Raw genomic sequence first — 16,198 nt, 5'->3', positions numbered from 1 at the left:
GGCCTCGAGATGGCAGGCGTACTCGACGGGATCACGGTCGTCGACCTGTCGCGCCTGATCGCCGGGCCGTATGCGGCGATGGCGCTGGCCGATCTGGGCGCGCGCGTCATCAAGGTCGAGGCGCTGGCGGGTGAAGACGGGCGCCACCTGGGGCCGCCGTTCTACGGCGATTCGAGCGTCACCTACATGTCCTGCAATCGCGGCAAGGAATCGCTCGCGCTCGATGTGCGCAAGCCCGCCGGCCGTGCCATTCTCGACCGCCTGATCGCACGTTCGCAGGTGGTCGTGCACAACTTCCGCCCCGACTTCGCCGAGAAGTACGCGTTGACCTACGACGCGGTCCGGGCGACCCATCCCGAGATCGTCTACGCCGCCGTCACGGCCTTCGGCGAGCGCGGCGCATACCGCCTGCGCCCTGCGGTCGACAGCGTGGTGCAGGGCATGGCGGGCGGCTTCTACGCCAGCGGCGACGAGGGCGACGATCCGATCCGCATGGGCCTGCCGCTCGTCGATGTTGCCTGCGGCATGTGCGGCGCCTTCGGCATCCTCGCGGCGGTGATGCACTGGCGCCAGACCGGCCGCGGCCAGGCGGTCGAGACCGCGCTGATCGACACGATGTTCAACCTGATGGCCGCCAAGGTAGGCGAGCATGCGGTCGAGCACCGCGAGCCGGCGCGCGCCATCAACCTGCCGATCGCCGCGCCGAGCCGGCACTTCCGTGCCGGTGACGGCCGCTGGTTCAGCGTTTCGGTGATCAGCGACGGTGCCTTTCGGCGTTTCTGCGAGGCGATCGACCGGCCGGCCTGGGTCGACGATCCGCGCTATGCGACCAACGCCGACCGCGTCGCGCGCCGGCCCGAGATGGCGGTGGAACTGCAAACGATCTTCGCCACCCGTCCGGCTGCTCACTGGGTCGATGTCTTCGCGGCCGCCGACATTCCCAGCGGCCCGGTGAACACCGTGTCCGAGGCCATGGCCGATCCGATCCTCGCGGGGCGCTTCGTGACGCACGCGGCGCTGCCAGGCCTGCCGCTGATCCCGTTTCCGTCGCGTCTGAGTGAGGGCATGCTGAGCCCCGATGCGATGGCGCCGCCGCCGCGCGCCGGCGAGCACAGCGAGGCACTGCTGCGCGAACTCGGCTGCGACGCCGCCGAGGTGGCGCGGCTGGTGAGCGAGCGCGTCGTGCGCCTGGCCGACCCCCATCCAACCAGGACCTGTTCATGAGCCACGCCGAAGTTGCCGAGGTGATCTGGCGTCCGTCGCCGCAGCGCGTCTCACGCGCGCGCGTCACGCATTTCACCGAATGGCTGCGCGCCCACAAGGGCCTGCACTTCGCCGATTACGCCGCGCTGTGGCAATGGTCGGTCGATGAGGTCGAGGCGTTCTGGTCGGCACTGGTCGAGTATTTCGAATTGCCACTGGAAGGCCAACGCACGCCGGTGCTGGCCGAGGGTTCGATGCCGGGGGCGCGCTGGTTCCCGAACACCCGCACCAACTACGTCAGCCAGATCTTCAGGCATGCCACCGTGCAGCGGCCGGCGATCATCTTCCGCAACGAGGCCGGGCAGCGCGACGAAGTCTCATGGGCCCGGCTCGAGCGCGATGTGGCCGCGCTCGCCCAGTGGCTGCGCGAGCAGGGCGTGACGAGCGGCGACCGCGTCGTCGCCTACCTGCCGAACATTCCGCAGACGGTGGTGGCGTTCCTCGCGGTGGCCAGTGTCGGCGCGATCTGGTCGCTGTGTTCGCCCGAGATGGGCGTGGCCGCGGTGCTCGACCGTTTCCGTCAGATCGAACCCAAGGTGATGATCGCCACCGACGGCTACCGCTGGAGCGGCAAGGCCTACGACCGCCGCGAGTTGCTCGGGCAGATGCTGCAGGAACTGCCGAGCGTCGAGCGTCTGGTGCTGGTGCCGTATCTCGATCCCGACGCGGTGGCAACGGCTTGGCCGCAGGGCGTGGCTTGGCGCGATGCGCTGCTGCGCGACGCCGCGCTGCAGATCGATCTGCAAGCCTTCGACCACCCGCTGTGGGTCGTCTACTCGTCCGGCACCACCGGGCTGCCGAAGCCGATCGTGCATGGCCATGGCGGCATCCTGATCGAGCACGTGAAGACGATGGCGCTGCACAACGATGTCGCCGCCACCGACCGCTTTCATTGGTACACGACCACCGGCTGGGTGATGTGGAATTTGAACGTCGCGGCGCTGCTGGTGGGGGCGACCATGTGCGTCTACGACGGCAACCCGGCTTGGCCCGACTACTCGACGCTGTGGCGCTTCTGCGGCGAGATGAACCTTGACTTCTTCGGCGCCGGCGCCGCGTTCTTCACGATGTGCGAGAAGCACGGCGTCGAGCCGCGCAAGGTCGCAGCGCTCGGCCGGCTGCGCACGGTCGGCTCGACCGGTTCGCCGCTGTCGCCCGAGAGCTACCGCTGGATATACGACAAGGTACGCAGCGACATCTGGCTCACGCCGATGTCGGGCGGCACCGACTTTGCCGGCGCCTTCGTCGGCGGCGTGCCGACCGTGCCGGTGGTGGTCGGCGAAATGCAGGTGCGCTGCCTGGGCGCGAACGTGCAGGCCTGGGACGACGCCGGCCACTCCTTGGTCGACGAGGTCGGCGAGCTCGTCTGCACTGCGCCGATCCCGTCGATGCCGCTGTACCTGTGGAACGACCCCGGCGGCACGCGCCTGCGCGAGAGCTACTTCGACACCTACCCCGGCGTCTGGCGCCACGGCGACTGGCTGCGCGTCACGCCGCGCGGCGGCGCGATCATCTACGGCCGCAGCGACGCCACGATCAACCGCCACGGCGTACGCATGGGCACGAGCGAGCTCTACAGCGTGGTCGAGGCGTTGCCGGAGGTGATGGACAGCCTGGTGGTCGACCTCGAGTTTCTCGGCCGCGAAAGCTGGATGCCGCTGTTCGTCGTGCTGCGCCCCGGGCATGCGCTCGATGCCGAGTTGACCGAGCGCATCAAGGCCGCGATCCGCAGCGCGCTGTCGGCGCGCCACGTGCCGAACGACGTGATCGCGGTGGCCGAGGTGCCGCGCACGCTGACCGGCAAGAAGCTTGAAGTTCCGGTGAAGAAGCTGCTGCTCGGCCAGCCGATCGAGAAGGTCGCGAACCGCGGCGCGATGGCCAACCCGGCCAGTCTCGACTGGTTCGTCGAACTGGCGCGCCAGCGCGGCGCGAACACCGCCCACACCTGAAGGAGATCGCGTGACGAACACCGTCGTTTCGAGGGTCGTGGCCTGCGCCATGCTCGTGTGGGCCGCCAGCGCCGGGCCGGCGGCACAGGCGCAGACGGAGTATCCGACCAAGCCGGTTCACATCATCGTGCCCTCCACACCGGCGGGCGTGCTCGACAACGTGGCGCGCACGCTGGCACTGCGGCTGGCCGAGCAGCTCGGGCAGCCGATCGTGATCGACAACAAGGGCGGCGCTGGCGGCAACATCGGCGCCGAAGCCGCGGCGCGGTCGGCGCCTGACGGCTACACGCTGTTCATCGGCTTCAACGCCACGCACGGCGCGAACCCCGCGCTGTTCGGCAAGCTGAGCTACGACCCGATCAAGGACTTCGCGCCGATCAGCCTGCTCGCGGCGGTGCCGAACATCATCTCGGTCCATCCCTCGGTGCCGGTCAACACGCTGACCGAACTGGTCGCCATGGCCAAGGCCAAGCCGGGCCAGCTGAGCTATGCCTCGTCGGGCAACGGCACGTCCACGCACCTCGCGGCCGAGATGTTCAAAGGGGTGGCCGGGGTCGACATCGCGCACATTCCGTACAAGGGCAGCGCCCCGGCGGTGGCCGACGTGATCGCCGGCCAGGTGCCGGTGATCGTCGACAGCGTGGCTTCGTCGACGGCGCAGATCAAGGCCGGCAAGCTCAAGGCGCTGGCGACCACGGGCCCCAGGCGCTTGTCCGTGCTGCCCGATCTGCCCACGGTGGCGGAGTCGGGCTACCCGGGCTACCAGTCCACCGCCTGGCTTGGCCTGCTCGCGCCGGCCGGCACGCCCAAGGCCATCATCGATCAACTCAACGCGCAGGTCCTGAAGGTCATGGCGCTGCCCGAGACGCGCGAGCGCATGGCTGCGTTCGGCGCCGAGATCACGACGTCCACACCCGAGCAGTTCGCGGCGCACATCCGCTCCGAGATCGCCAATCTCGGCAAGGTGGTGCGCGATGCCAGCATCAAGCTGAACTGAACCCGGTTCGGGTGCAGACCAGCGCCCGCCCCGCCCTTTCCTCAACCCAAGCACTGGAGCAACACCATGTCCGATAAAGAGATCTACTACGACGTCAAGGACTACGTCGGCACCATCACCATCAACCGGCCGAAGACGCTGAATGCGTTCACCGGCGACAACATCGTCGAGATGCAGCGCTTGCTCGACTTGGCCGCCGCCGACACGAAGGTCGGCGTCATCGTGCTGACCGGAACCGGCGACCGTGCCTTCTGCGTCGGCGGCGACGTCAACTGGGAGAAGGGCAGCGGCGGCAAGAGCGGCCTGGAAGACCTGAACTTCACGTTCAACCGTCAGATCGTCGAGTGCCCCAAGCCGGTGATCGCGCGCGTCAGCGGCTACGCCATCGGGGCCGGCCATCACATCGCCTATTTCTGCGACTTCACGATCGCGGCCGACCATTCCATCTTCGGCCAGAACGGTCCGCGGGTCGGCTCGCCGGCTGGCGGCTACATCGTTTCGCACTCGGCCAATGTGCTGGGCCACAAGCGCGCGCGCGAGCTGTGGATGCTGTGCCGGCGCTACAACGCGCAGCAGGCACTGGACTGGGGTCTGGCGAATTCGGTCGTGCCGAAGGAAAAGCTCGACGAGGAAGTGCGCAAGTACGCCGACGAACTGTTGTCGCTGAGCCCGACCTGCCTGCGCATCGTCAAGCGCTCGTTCTATCACCACATGCAGCCCATCATGGGCCGCGACATGAGCGACCTGATCAAGGAGGTGGCGCCGAATTACTTCAAGACCGAGGAACAGCAGGAAGGCGCCAACGCATTCCTCGAGAAGCGCAAGCCGGATTTCAGCCGTTTCCGCTGAGTCGAGCGCGACCGGACGGTGCGCCGTCCGGATCGCTTTCTTGTCGAGCCTGTCCAGCGGCGGCGAAGACTCCGGCTACGCCGGCGCGACGGGAGGCTTGTCGGTGCGCGCGCCGGCCTCGTGGAAGGTGATGTACACGGCGTTCACGAAGATGACCGTGCCGCCGATCCAGCTCCAGATGTCGGGAACCTCGTCGAACACCAGAAAGCCGATCAACGAAGCCCACACCAGCCGCGTGAAGTCCAGCGGCATCAGCGCCGTGGCTTCGGCGTACTTGAACGACTTGGTGTAGGCGAACTGCCCCACGGTGGCGATGGAGGCCATGAACACCAGCACCGGCAGCAGTTGCCAGCTGGGCCACTTCCATACCCACACGGCGAGCAGGAAGGTGAGCGGCGTCACGATCAGCGACATGTAGGTCACCTGCGTCGTGCTCGACTCGGTGGTCGACATCATCTTGATGACGATGATCGACACCGCCCAGGCGACCGCGCCGCAGATCGCCAACACAGGCCCCAGCGAGAGCGGCACAACACCCGGGCGCACGATCAGCAGCATGCCGACGATGCCGCCCGCGACGGCGAACCAGCGTCGGGCGCTGGAGCGCTCGCGCAGCACCAGGATGGCGACCACCGACGCGAACACCGGCGAGACGAAGCTCAGCGCGGTGACCATCGAGATCGGCGACATCGTCAGCGCCGAGAACAGCCCGAGCATCGAGATCATCAGCATCACGCAGCGGATCAGGTGCAGGTGCAGCCGCTGCGTGCGCAGCACGGCGAAGCGGCTGCCCAGCAGGCCGGGGAGCATGAAGAACAGGGCGATGAAGTAGCGGAAGAACGTGATCTCGAAGACGTGCAGCTCGCGCGAGGCATAGCGCACCGAGGTGTGCAGCAGCGTGAACGACAGCGCTGCGATCAGGCCCAGCAGCAGGCCCCGGACGCGGCGCGGAATGCGCTCGACAAACGCAGTGACGGCGTGCATGCGGCGGCTAGGGCGAGCGCACGCTGTGCGCTGCGTTCGTCATGGCACATCGACCGTGTCGACACCCGTGTCGCCTTCGAGCGGCCGCACCGGATGGGGCGGGTGCAGCGGCGCGCCACCGACCGGCACGACGCGGGCCAGAAAATCGATCACGGCGTTGGCGAAGATGTCGTTGCGGTCGCCGGCCACCATGTGGCCGGCGCCGGTGACGTTGACGTATTCCGCCGTCGGGCACAACGCCAGGAACTCCTGTGCGCCGGCCTCGCTCAGCACATCAGACAGGCCGCCGCGCACCAGCAGCGTGGGCAGATGCAGGTTCACCGAGCAGGCTGCCAATCGCCGGGAGCGCTGCTCGAGATCGAACGGGGCGGCGCGGTAGCGCGGGTCCCAGTGCCAGTGGTAGCGGCCGTCGGCGCCCAGGCGCACGTTCTTGCCCAGGCCGTCGAGCTTGGGCGGGCGCCTGCGGTGCGGCTGGTAGGTACCGATCGCTTGCGCCACTTCTTCCAGCGAGGCGAAGCCCTCGGGCTTGAGGCGCATGAAGGCCTGGATGTGGTCGACGCCTGCGGGTTCGACGCGCGGCGCGATGTCCACCAGCACCAGCGCGGTGGCGTCGACATGCGACTCGCCCACCGCCACCAGGCTGGTGCCGCCGCCCATCGACGCACCCACCAGCACCGGCCGGCGCTGACCCAGCGCGCCGAGCACGCACTGCAGGTCGCGCACCATCGCGTCCTGCCCGTAAAGGCCGTCGGGCGCCCAGTCGCTGTCGCCATGGCCGCGGGCATCGAAGGCCACGGCGCGGTAGCCGGCTGCGCCGAGCGTTTCGCCGGTGCCCTTCCAGGCGTGGCGGGTCTGGCCACCGCCATGCTGCAGCAGCACCAGCGGTCCGTCGACGGGGCCCCAGGCATCGCCGGCGATGTGCACGCCGCCATGGCCGGGCCAGCGGTGCATGGGCTCCGGCGTGCCCGGCAGTCGAGTGAGGGCGGCTTGGGAGGTCATGAACTCGGATCTCCTTGGTTGTCGTTGGCCGGCACGCTGTCGGCAGCTAGCCGCGCAGCGCCGACAGGCCCAGTTCGCCCTGCGCCAGCAGCAGCGCCTGGATCTGGTTGCTGCCCTCGGCGATGGCGAGGTGGCGCACGTCGCGGTAGTGGCGCTCGAGCGGAAAGTCGCTGGTGTAGCCGGCGCCGCCCAGCACCTGCATCGCATCCTCGCACACGCGCAGCACGGTGTCGCTGTTGTGGCGCTTGGCCATCGAGCACCAGCGCTGCGCGTCGTCACTCTTTCTGTCGAGCGCATCGGCAGCGCGCCCGGCCAGCAGGCGCGAGCTTTCCACCCGCGTCATCATGTCGGCCACCATCTGCTGCACCAGCTGGAACTGGCCGATCGGCCGGCCGAACTGCTGGCGCTGGCCGGCGTAGCGGCAGGCTTCGCGGTACGCGGCCTCGGCCACGCCGGCGCAGACATAGGCGACGAAGCAGCGGCCGAGGTTGAGGTAGTGCTTGGCGATCGCGAAGGCCTGGCCTTCGGCGCCGATCAGGTTGGCGGCCGGCAGCAGCACGTCGTCGAACAGCAGCTCGCCCAGCGGGCAGCAGTGCATGCCCATGGCGTGCACCTCGCGCGCCGAGAAGCCGGCCATGCCGCGTTCGACGATGAAGGCCGACACGGCGCGGTCGTTGCCGGTGCCGGTGCCGGTGCGCGCGAACACCACGCCCAGATCGGCGTGCACGCCGTTGGAGATGTACAGCTTGCGCCCGCGCAGGCGCCAGCCGCCGCTGGCGGGGTCGCGTTCGGCGCGGGTCTCGACGCCGCTGGCGTCGGAGCCGACGTTGGGTTCGGTCAGGCCGAAGAAGGCCAGCGTCTCGCCGTGCATCAGCGCCGGCAGGAAGCGCTCGCGCTGCTCGGCGCTGCCGCGCTCGGCGATGATCGACAGCACCAGGTTCGAGGTGCTGATCATGCTGCGCAGCGAGGCCCAGGTGCCGGCCAGCTGGGCCAGCAGCGTGCCGTAGGTGACGTGGTCCAGCCCCTGGCCGCCGAGTGCCTCTGGCAGCAGGCCGCCGAGCAGGCCGTAGCCGCTCATCGCGCGCACCATCTCACGCGGCGGCAGGCGGCGTTCGCGTTCATGGGCGCCGACGATGGGCGCGACTTCGCGCGCCAGGTAGTCGGCGAAGGCGTCGCTCGCGGCACGCTGCCAGTCGGCGAGTTCGAAGTCCATGGGCGTCAGTTCACGGTTCGGGTGGCGTCCGCCAGGGCGTCCGCCGGCAGGCCCAGCTCGGCCAGGATGGCTTGCGTGTGCTCGCCGATCACCGGCGCCTGGGCGCTGGACGCGGGCAGGTCGCGCAGCGGCACCGGGAAGCGCAGGCGCGGCTGGCCGTCGCCCTCGCTCACCATGCCGCGGGCCTGGAAGTGCGGGTCGGCCAGCACGTCGTCGAGGCTGTTGACGGGCGCACAGGGGATGTCCTGGGCATCGAACAGCGCGGCCCAATGCGCGAGCGGCTGCGCGCGCAGGCACTCGGCGATGGCCGCGTCGATGCGCGCGCGGTGCGCCACGCGGTCGTGGTGGCGCGCGAGCGCCGGCCCCTGCAGGTCGGTCAGCCCGAGCGCAGCGACCAGGCGGGCGAAGAACGGGTCTTCGATGGCCGCGATGCTTATGTAGCGGCCGTCGGCAGTGGGGTACACGCCATAGGCCGGCTGGCGTGGCAGACCCGCGCTGGCCGCCGTGCCGCGCGCCTTTGCCGCCAACCACGAGCCGAGCCGCGGCGTGGTCCAGTGCAGTGCGGCGTCGGCGATGGCGACGTCCAGGAACTGGCCGCGGCCGTCGCGCTCGCGCTGCGCCAGCGCGGCCAGGATGGACACCACCGCGAACATGCTGCCGGCGATGTCGGCCACCGGGATGTTGACGTCGTGGGTGGGGGCGCCGCCGCGCTGCGTGAGGCCCACGACGCCGGCGGCGCTGAGGTAGTTCAGGTCGTGTCCGGGCCGCAGCGCCTGCGGCCCGCTGGCGCCGTAGCCCGAGACCGAGGCGTAGATCAGGCGCGGGTTGAGGGCGCTCAGGCTGTCGTAGTCGACGCCGAGCCGGCGCGTCACGCCGGGGCGAAAGCCTTCGACGAGCACGTCGCTGCGCTCGGCCAGGCTGCGCAGCACGGCACGGCCGGCTTCGGTCTTGAGGTCGATGCAGATGCTGCGCTTGCCGCGGTTCAGCGCCTCCACCATGTCGGGCACGATGGCGCGTGCGTTGTCGCCGCCGGGTCGTTCGACCTTGACCACCTCGGCCCCCAGGTCGGCCAGCAGCGACGTGGCATAGGGGCCGGGCAGCAGCTCGGACAGGTCGAGCACGCGCAGGCCGCCCAGCGGCGGGCTGCCACCCGTTGTGCCTGCGTTCATGCCTTGCCCGGCTTCAGCGCCTGCGCGCGCTGCGGGATCGGGTTGTCGTGGCCGGCGAGCTCGGCGCTGTCGTCCTGCGCCAGCACCAGGTCCCACAGCTTCTGGCCCAGCGGTGCGCGCTTCTCGTCGAGCAAGTGCGCCACCAGCCCGGCCGAGCGGCCGATCAGCGCGAAGCCGCGCGCCCAGAGCGGGTCCAGCCCCATGTCGGCGACGCAGGCGCCCACGGCGCCGGCGGCGTTCAGCGGCAAGAGCTTGCCGTACTCGGCCTGCGCGGCACGCTCGATGGCCGAGGCCAGTTGCCAGTGGCGGCCTTCGAAGCCGCATTCGCCGGCCACGCGGCGCAGCGCCGGCACGCGCGGGTCGCCCTTGATGTGGATGGGATGGCCGATGCCGGGAACGATGCGCTTGCCGGCGCGGTACGCGCGCACCAGGGCCGCTGCGCAGGCGTCGAACGCGGCCCCGTCGGCGTCGGGCGCCAGGCCGGCCACCGCGTCCTTCAGCATCTGGGCGCTGAGCTGCATGGTGCCCAGGAAGTGGTTGCCCGCGCCCAGCAGGCCGGCCGCCACCGCGCCCTGGATCGACTCGGGTGCGCCGAGGATCGTCAGCCGTGCCGCGATGGCGCTGGGCGTCAGGCCGTGGTCGGTGACGGCCACCATCAGCGCGTTGGCCATGCGCTTCATCGGCGCGCTGGGCGTCTGGCCGGTGGCGGCCAGGAAGATCATGTCGATGAAGTCGAGCTGGCCGAGGATCTCGGTGGCGATGTTGCGGTCGCGCACGAAGATCTCGTCGCGCGTGGTGTAGCCGATGGGGGTCTTGATGGTCATGCTGCTTCTCGTTTCAGGTTCTCAGGCCGGGCGGCGCTTCACCAGCAGCTTCCAGACGCCTTCGACGACGACCTCGCCGCGCTGGTTGATGACCTGGCGCCTGAAGGCCACGACACCGCGGTCGGGTTTGGAGGTCTCGTTCTTCTCGGCCACTTCGACGCGCACGCGCAAGGTGTCGCCGATGAAGGTGGGCTTGGGGAAGCGACACTGGATGTCGAGCAGGCCCATCAGGCTGGGCTCGAGGTGCTGGTTGAGCTGCATGCGCGTCACCAGCCCCGACATCACCGCCAGCACCAGCAGGCCGTGCGCGATGCGCTGGCCGTAGGGCGTGTCCTTGGCGTACTCGGCGTCGACGTGCAGGCGGTTGTAGTCGGCCGACAGGCCGGCGAAGTTGACGACGTCGGCTTCGGTGACGGTGCGTGTTGGGCTGTCGAAGCTGTCGCCGATGCCGAGGTCTTCGAAGTAGCAGGGCTCGGCGCGCAGGGCGGACAGGTTCATGAGATCTCCTTCGTGTCGGGGGTCGGCAAGGCCAGCACCTGCTCGACGAGCTGGGTCTTGAGCACGCGGCCGGTCAGGTTCTTGGGCACCTCGGCCATGAAGACCACGCGCCGGGGCTTCTTGTAGGCGGCCAGGTGCGCGGCGGCGAACGCGGTGATGTCGTCGGCCGTCGGCTGCTGGCCGGCACGCGGCACGATGACGGCGCAGATCAGCTCGGTCCAGCGGTCGTCGGGCAGGCCCACGCAATGCGCCTCGGCAACGCCCGGGTGCTGCTGCAGCGCTTCTTCGATCTCGGAGGCGTAGATGTTGATGCCGCCGCTCTTGATGATGTCGCGCTTGCGGCCGACGAAGTGCAGCAGGCCGTTGGCATCCAGCCGCCCGAGGTCGCCGACGGTGAGGAAGTCGCCGCGCCGTGTGCTGGCGGTCAGTTCGGGGTCCTCGAAGTATTCGTCGTACTGCGACTCGCTGCGGCAGCAGATCTCGCCCACCTCGCCGGGCGCCACCTCGTCGCCGTCGTCGCCGAGCAGCTTCAGCTCGACGCCGAAGAAGGGCCGGCCGACGCAGTTGCCATCGAGGTGGTCGCGGACCTCGGCGCCCTTCAGGTTGGCGTAGGGGCCGACCTCGCTGGAGGCAGCGTAGATGTTGAGGACGCCGTCGCCGAAACGCGCGAGCAGCGCACGCTTGAGCGTGCCCGACAGCGCCCCGGCGCCGGACTGGATGACGCGCAGGCTGGACAGGTCGGCGCTGTGGAAGCGCGGGTGTTCGACCATGGCCTGCAGCATCGCCGGCAGCAGCATCGTCGAGTCGATGCGTTCTTGTTCGATCGCGTCGATCACCGCACCGGCGTCGAAGTGTTCGTGCAGCCGGATGCTGGCACCCAGGTACAGCGGCAGCAGGGTGTAGACGCAGCCGGCGCCCAGGCAGATCGGCAGCACGCACAGCGTGCGGTCGTCCATGGCGAAGCCCTGTTCGATGGCGCGTTCCTCGAAGCCGAAGCGTGAACGCAGCGCGCCCTTCGGCCGGCCGGTCGTGCCCGAGGTGTGCAGCATCACGGTGCTGCCGGCGCGGCCCTCGGGCACCGCACCGGTGGCGCCGGCCTGCAGCGCCTGCCAGCACAGTGCGTCGGCCGGCGCGTGGCGTTCGGCATCGGCAAACCAGATCCAGCGCCGTGCCGGATCGCCCAACGCCTGGGCCCGCTCGGCGAAGCCCGAACCCAGCAGCACGAAGCGCGCGTGCGCTGCAGCGATGCCGTGGCGCAGGTCGTCGTCGGCCAGGCGGTAGTTCAGCGGTGCCGGGATTGCGCCGATGCCGGTGAGCGCGAAGTAGGCCACCAGCATGTCGGCGTGGTTGGTCGACAGCATCGGCACCTTCTCGCCCGGCGCCAGGCCCAGGGCGGCCAGCGCGCACATTGCGCGTTCGGTGCAGGCCAGCAGTTCGGCGTAGCTGAGCGCGCTGTCGCGGAAGCGGATCGCGACGCGCTGCGGGTGGCGCCGCGCGTTCAGGCGCAGCGCGTGGAGCAGGGTCATGCCCATGTGCGGCGATGCGTCATGTCTTCACAGCTTCAGCTCATTGGAACGCCGAGATGCCCAGCACCTCGCGGCCGATGATGAGGGTCTGGATCTCGGTCGTGCCCTCGGGGATCATGCCGCCGCGCGTGTCGCGGAAGATGCGCTCGATCGGCAGCTCTTCGCTGTAGCCCGAGCCGCCGTGCACCTGCAACGCCATGCCGGCCACCTCGTGCGCGGCTTCGGCCGCGTAGAGCTTGGCGATCGAGCACTCGGTGCGCGCGCTGCCGCCCTGGTCGAGCGCCCAGGCGGCGCGGTAACCCAGCGCGCGCGCGGCTTCGCAGCGCACCATCATGTCGACGATCAGCTTCTGCACCAGCTGGAAGCCGGCGATCGGCTTGCCGAACTGCTGGCGCTGCTTCGAATATTCGATCGACAGGTCGAGCGCGGAGCGTGCCGCGCCGACCGCGCCCATGGCCACGTTCAGGCGGCCGAAGTTCAGCCCGGTCAGGATCGCCTTCAGGCCTTCGCCTTCCTTGCCGAGCAGGTTGGCCTTGGGGACCACGGCGTCGTTGAAGCTCAGTTGCGAGGTGCCGGTGGCGCGGATGAACATCACGTCGGCGCGCCGCGCCTCGTACTGCGTCTGCGCACGGTCGACGATGAACAGGCTGATGCCGCCGTCGCAGGTCGCGCTGAAGGTGCGCGCCACCAGCACGCCGAAATTGCCGTGGACGCCGTTGGTGATCCACAGCTTGTTGCCGTTGACGAGGTAGTGGTCGCCGCGGTCCTCGGCGCGCGTCTCGATGCCGGCGACGTTGGAGCCGTGATTGGGCTCGGTGATCGCCATCCAGTGCTTCAACTGCCCGGCCAGCAGCGGCTTCAGCCAGCGCTGCTGCTGCTCGGGCGTGCCCTGCCGGTGCAGCAGCTGCGCCAGGATGTTGAGCGAGTTCATCATCACGCGCAGCGACAGCCAGCAGTAGCCGGCCTCTTCCATCAGGATGGCCCAGTCGGCATAGCGCATGCCGAAGCCGCCGGCCTCTTCGGGCAGCAGGCCGCCGAGGTAGCCGAAAGGCTGCAACTGCGGCAGCAGGTCCCAGGCGAATTCACGCTGCTGCTCGGATTCGGCCACACGCGGCGCGACGCGCTCGCGCATGAAGCGGCGCACCGATTCGCGCATCGCGTCCTGTTCGGGGCTGAAGCCGAAGTCCATGAGATGTCCTCGTTCAGGTCGCGAAGCGGCCGCCGGTCACGTGGAGCGTGGCGCCCGTGATGTAGCCGGCCGCCTCGCTCGCCAGGAAGGCCACCGCGCCGGCGATGTCGCGCGGCACGCCCAGGCGCCCGATCGGCGTGCGGGCGATCGCGTTGTCCTTGATCTTCTGGTAGTGCGGCAGGTTGCGCACGCCGTCGGTCTCGATGAAGCCGGGGGCAATGGTGTTGACGGTGATGCCGTCGCGGCCGAGTTCGAGCGCGAGCGCGGCGCTGAAGCCGAGGATGCCGGCTTTCGCGGCCGAGTAGTTGGCCTGGCCCGGATTGCCCAGGTGGGCGCGCGACGAGATGTTGACGACGTGGCCCCAGTGCTGCGCGGCCATCACCGGCGCCACCGCCTTGGTGCACAGGAAGGCGCCCTTGAGCACGGTGTCGATCACGGCGTCCCAGTCGGCTTCGCTGAGTTTGGTGATGCGGGCGTCGCGCGCGAAGCCGGCGTTGTTGACCAGCACGTGCACGCCGCCGAAGGCGTCGCGGGCCGACTGCACCAGGCGCTCGACGTCGGCGGCTTTGGTCACGTCGGCAGCGACGGCAATCGCCTGGAAGCCGTCGCGCTGCAACGCGGCACAGTGCTCGGACGCGACCTGCGCGTCGATGTCGGTGACGACGACGCGCGCGCCTTCCTCGGCCAGCGCGCGTGCAGTTTCGGCGCCGATGCCGCGGCCCGAGCCGGTGACGATGGCGACTTTGTCGGTCAGTCCGAGTTGCATGGTTGTTCCAGATCAGGTCAAAGCAGTTGGTCGTCGTGCTCGCCGATGTACGGCGCAGGCCCGGGCCGGGTGGCCGGCGTGCGGCTGAAGCGCGGCGCCGGCGACGGCTGCACCACGCCCTGGCTTTCGAAGAAGGTGTCGCGCGCGACGTTGTGGGGGTGGCGCGCGGCCTCGCCGGTGTTCAGCACGGGGCCGAAGCAGACGTCGGTGTTTTCCAGCAGCGCGCACCAGTGAGCGCTGGGCTGGCTGCGGAAGATGGTGGCCAGCTTGGCCTTCAATGACGGCCACGCCGACGGGTCACGCTGGCGCTGGAACTCCGGGTCGGTGATGGCGAGCTTCTGGAGCAGCAGCGCATAGAACTGCGGCTCCAGCGCGCCCAGGGAAATCCACTGCCGGTCGGCGCATTCGTAGGTGTCGTAGAAATGCGAGCCGCCGTCGAGCAGGTTGGACTCGCGCTCGTCCTTCCAGTGGCCGACGGCACGCAGCTCGCAGACGATGGAAGTGAGCAGCGCCGCGCCGTCGAGCACCGCTGCGTCGACGACCTGTCCGTGGCCCGAGTTTCTGGCCTCGAACACGGCACACATGATGCCGAACGCGAGCATCATGCCGCCGCCGCCCAGGTCGCCGATCATGGCCGCCGGCGCGATGGGTCCGCCGACCTTGCGGCCGATGGTGGCCAGCGCGCCCGACAGCGCGATGTAGTTGATGTCGTGGCCCGCGGCCTGCGCCAGCGGGCCTTCCTGGCCCCAGCCGGTCATGCGGCCGTATACCAAGCGCGGGTTGCGCGCCAGCAGCACGTCCGGGCCCAAGCCCAGGCGCTCCATCACGCCGGGGCGGTAACCTTCGATCAGCGCGTCGGCGCCGTCCAGCATGGCCAGCACCTTGTCGCGGTCCTGCGGCGACTTGAGATCGACCGCCACCGAACGCCGGCCGCGGTGCATCACGCTGCGCCGGCCACTGGCCAGGAACGCCGGCTCGCCGCGGTCCTTGCCCTTGTCGACCTTGCGGTCGAGGCGGATCACGTCGGCCCCCATGTCCGCGAGCATCATGGCGCAGAAGGGTCCGGGGCCGATGCCGCCGAACTCGATGACTTTCAGGCCTTGAAGGGGACCGCCCATGGCGCTGTTCCTTTGATTCACTGTGGTTGATTCAGCCCAGCCAGCGCTTGCGCCGGCGGTAATGCTTGACGTCGCGGAAGCTCTTGCGCCCGCCTTCGCGGTCCAGGCCGAGATAGAACTCGCGCACGTCCTCGTTGGCTCGCAACTCCTCGGCACCGCCCTCGAGGACGATGCGTCCGCTTTCCATCACGTAGCCGTAGTCGGCGATCTCCAGCGCCACGCGCGTGTTCTGCTCGACGATCAGCAGCGCCAGGCCTTGCTCGCGCAGCCGGTGCAGCACGGCGAACACCTCCTCGACCATGCGCGGCGCCAGCCCCAGCGAAGGCTCGTCGATCAGCATCAGCCTGGGCTCGGCCATGATGGCGCGGCCGATCACCAGCATCTGCTGCTCGCCGCCCGAGAGGTAGCCGGCGACGCGCTTGCGCAGCTCGGCCAGCCGCGGGATGGCCTGATACACCGCGGCCAGCGCCTGGCGCATCGCGGCGGCGGACTTGAACATGTGGCCGCCGATGATGAGGTTCTGCTCCACCGTCATGTGCGGCAACACACGCCGGCCTTCCATCACGTGCACCAGGCCGGCCCGCACCACGGCGGCCGAGTCCCGGCCGCGGATCGGCTGGCCTTCGAACGCGATGCTGCCGCCCGAGACGCGCCCGTCCTCGGAGTCGATCACGCCCGAGATGGCCTTCAGCGTGGTGCTCTTGCCGGCACCGTTGGCGCCCAGCAGGGCGACGCAGCCGCGCTGCGGAACCTGCATCGACACGCCCTTGAGCGCCAGAATGACCTCGGCGTAGAGCACCTCGACGTTGCTCAACGCCAGCAGCGCGTCCGCCGCGGTGGGGGCAGGCAGCACG

At 69.6% G+C, this 16,198-nt stretch carries 15 protein-coding genes; 4 read left to right on the top strand and 11 right to left on the bottom strand.

All coding sequences use genetic code 11. The features are described 5' to 3' along the window. The first annotated feature begins 9 nt into the window (after nucleotides 1–9). The 4 genes from ACWH49_RS00540 (at nucleotide 10) to ACWH49_RS00525 (ending at nucleotide 5,058) form a co-directional block, all read left to right on the top strand. The gene (locus ACWH49_RS00540) at nucleotides 10–1,224 is read left to right on the top strand and encodes a CaiB/BaiF CoA transferase family protein (RefSeq protein WP_448169662.1); all 1,215 of its coding nucleotides are present in this window, start codon (nucleotides 10–12) and stop codon (nucleotides 1,222–1,224) included. Next, complete coding sequence (locus ACWH49_RS00535) at nucleotides 1,221–3,212, top strand: acetoacetate--CoA ligase (protein ID WP_448169661.1); 1,992 nt, start codon at nucleotides 1,221–1,223, stop codon at nucleotides 3,210–3,212. The genes ACWH49_RS00540 and ACWH49_RS00535 overlap by 4 nt, the downstream gene beginning before the upstream one ends. A 10-nt stretch (nucleotides 3,213–3,222) precedes the next feature. Beyond that, complete coding sequence (locus tag ACWH49_RS00530) at nucleotides 3,223–4,209, top strand: tripartite tricarboxylate transporter substrate binding protein (protein WP_448169660.1); 987 nt, start codon at nucleotides 3,223–3,225, stop codon at nucleotides 4,207–4,209. 66 nt (nucleotides 4,210–4,275) lie between these two features. Next, entirely contained in the window at nucleotides 4,276–5,058 is a 783-nt protein-coding gene (locus ACWH49_RS00525; protein ID WP_448169659.1) for an enoyl-CoA hydratase-related protein, read from the top strand. 75 nt (nucleotides 5,059–5,133) lie between these two features. Here the strand turns inward: ACWH49_RS00525 and ACWH49_RS00520 are convergent, their stop codons facing one another. From ACWH49_RS00520 to ACWH49_RS00470, 11 genes are read right to left on the bottom strand one after another with little or no spacing between them, the layout of a single operon-like run. Continuing rightward, nucleotides 5,134–6,042 (bottom strand): DMT family transporter, encoded by a 909-nt coding sequence (locus ACWH49_RS00520; protein WP_448169658.1) that lies wholly within the window; start codon nucleotides 6,040–6,042, stop codon nucleotides 5,134–5,136. 39 nt (nucleotides 6,043–6,081) lie between these two features. Then, entirely contained in the window at nucleotides 6,082–7,041 is a 960-nt protein-coding gene (locus ACWH49_RS00515; protein ID WP_448169657.1) for an alpha/beta fold hydrolase, read from the bottom strand. 46 nt (nucleotides 7,042–7,087) lie between these two features. After that, a complete protein-coding gene (locus tag ACWH49_RS00510; protein ID WP_448169656.1) occupies nucleotides 7,088–8,254 on the bottom strand; it encodes an acyl-CoA dehydrogenase family protein in 1,167 nt (388 codons plus the stop codon). 5 nt (nucleotides 8,255–8,259) lie between these two features. Continuing rightward, nucleotides 8,260–9,423: a CaiB/BaiF CoA transferase family protein gene (locus ACWH49_RS00505; protein WP_448169655.1), complete on the bottom strand. Its 1,164-nt coding sequence runs from the start codon at nucleotides 9,421–9,423 to the stop codon at nucleotides 8,260–8,262. Beyond that, on the bottom strand, nucleotides 9,420–10,247 hold the full coding sequence (locus tag ACWH49_RS00500) for a citryl-CoA lyase (protein ID WP_448169654.1): 828 nt from the start codon (nucleotides 10,245–10,247) through the stop codon (nucleotides 9,420–9,422). Before ACWH49_RS00500 ends, ACWH49_RS00505 begins: the two co-directional genes overlap by 4 nt. 21 nt (nucleotides 10,248–10,268) lie before the next feature. Next, entirely contained in the window at nucleotides 10,269–10,745 is a 477-nt protein-coding gene (locus ACWH49_RS00495; RefSeq protein WP_448169653.1) for a MaoC/PaaZ C-terminal domain-containing protein, read from the bottom strand. Then, nucleotides 10,742–12,271 (bottom strand): class I adenylate-forming enzyme family protein, encoded by a 1,530-nt coding sequence (locus tag ACWH49_RS00490; RefSeq protein ID WP_448169652.1) that lies wholly within the window; start codon nucleotides 12,269–12,271, stop codon nucleotides 10,742–10,744. Before ACWH49_RS00490 ends, ACWH49_RS00495 begins: the two co-directional genes overlap by 4 nt. A 40-nt stretch (nucleotides 12,272–12,311) precedes the next feature. After that, nucleotides 12,312–13,460, bottom strand: a complete 1,149-nt coding sequence (locus ACWH49_RS00485) for an acyl-CoA dehydrogenase family protein (protein WP_448169651.1) — start codon at nucleotides 13,458–13,460, stop codon at nucleotides 12,312–12,314. Between the two features lie 13 nt (nucleotides 13,461–13,473). Further along, entirely contained in the window at nucleotides 13,474–14,226 is a 753-nt protein-coding gene (gene fabG / locus ACWH49_RS00480; protein ID WP_448169650.1) for a 3-oxoacyl-ACP reductase FabG, read from the bottom strand. 17 nt (nucleotides 14,227–14,243) lie between these two features. Continuing rightward, nucleotides 14,244–15,344 carry a CaiB/BaiF CoA transferase family protein gene (locus ACWH49_RS00475; RefSeq protein WP_448169649.1) on the bottom strand — a complete coding sequence of 367 codons (1,101 nt, stop codon included), beginning with the start codon at nucleotides 15,342–15,344 and terminating at the stop codon, nucleotides 14,244–14,246. A 31-nt stretch (nucleotides 15,345–15,375) separates the two neighbouring features. After that, nucleotides 15,376–16,167, bottom strand: coding sequence for an ABC transporter ATP-binding protein (locus tag ACWH49_RS00470; protein WP_448174279.1), 792 nt, complete (start codon nucleotides 16,165–16,167; stop codon nucleotides 15,376–15,378). Between the last annotated feature and the right edge of the window lie 31 nt (nucleotides 16,168–16,198).

Source organism: Rhizobacter fulvus (assembly GCF_964020785.1).
The sequence above is the reverse complement of the archived record's forward strand: the minus strand, read 5'-3'. Positions and strand labels throughout refer to the sequence as shown.

Bases quoted from the DNA above. Each gene is read 5' to 3' on its own strand.
- ACWH49_RS00505 (WP_448169655.1), bottom strand. From the start codon at position 9,423: ATGAACGCAGGCACAACGGGTGGCAGCCCGCCGCTGGGCGGCCTGCGC.
- ACWH49_RS00515 (WP_448169657.1), bottom strand. From the start codon at position 7,041: ATGACCTCCCAAGCCGCCCTCACTCGACTGCCGGGCACGCCGGAGCCC.
- ACWH49_RS00535 (WP_448169661.1), top strand. From the start codon at position 1,221: ATGAGCCACGCCGAAGTTGCCGAGGTGATCTGGCGTCCGTCGCCGCAG.
- ACWH49_RS00520 (WP_448169658.1), bottom strand. From the start codon at position 6,042: ATGCACGCCGTCACTGCGTTTGTCGAGCGCATTCCGCGCCGCGTCCGG.
- ACWH49_RS00495 (WP_448169653.1), bottom strand. From the start codon at position 10,745: ATGAACCTGTCCGCCCTGCGCGCCGAGCCCTGCTACTTCGAAGACCTC.
- ACWH49_RS00485 (WP_448169651.1), bottom strand. From the start codon at position 13,460: ATGGACTTCGGCTTCAGCCCCGAACAGGACGCGATGCGCGAATCGGTG.
- ACWH49_RS00525 (WP_448169659.1), top strand. From the start codon at position 4,276: ATGTCCGATAAAGAGATCTACTACGACGTCAAGGACTACGTCGGCACC.
- ACWH49_RS00540 (WP_448169662.1), top strand. From the start codon at position 10: ATGGCAGGCGTACTCGACGGGATCACGGTCGTCGACCTGTCGCGCCTG.
- fabG (WP_448169650.1), bottom strand. From the start codon at position 14,226: ATGCAACTCGGACTGACCGACAAAGTCGCCATCGTCACCGGCTCGGGC.
- ACWH49_RS00500 (WP_448169654.1), bottom strand. From the start codon at position 10,247: ATGACCATCAAGACCCCCATCGGCTACACCACGCGCGACGAGATCTTC.
- ACWH49_RS00475 (WP_448169649.1), bottom strand. From the start codon at position 15,344: ATGGGCGGTCCCCTTCAAGGCCTGAAAGTCATCGAGTTCGGCGGCATC.
- ACWH49_RS00510 (WP_448169656.1), bottom strand. From the start codon at position 8,254: ATGGACTTCGAACTCGCCGACTGGCAGCGTGCCGCGAGCGACGCCTTC.
- ACWH49_RS00490 (WP_448169652.1), bottom strand. From the start codon at position 12,271: ATGACCCTGCTCCACGCGCTGCGCCTGAACGCGCGGCGCCACCCGCAG.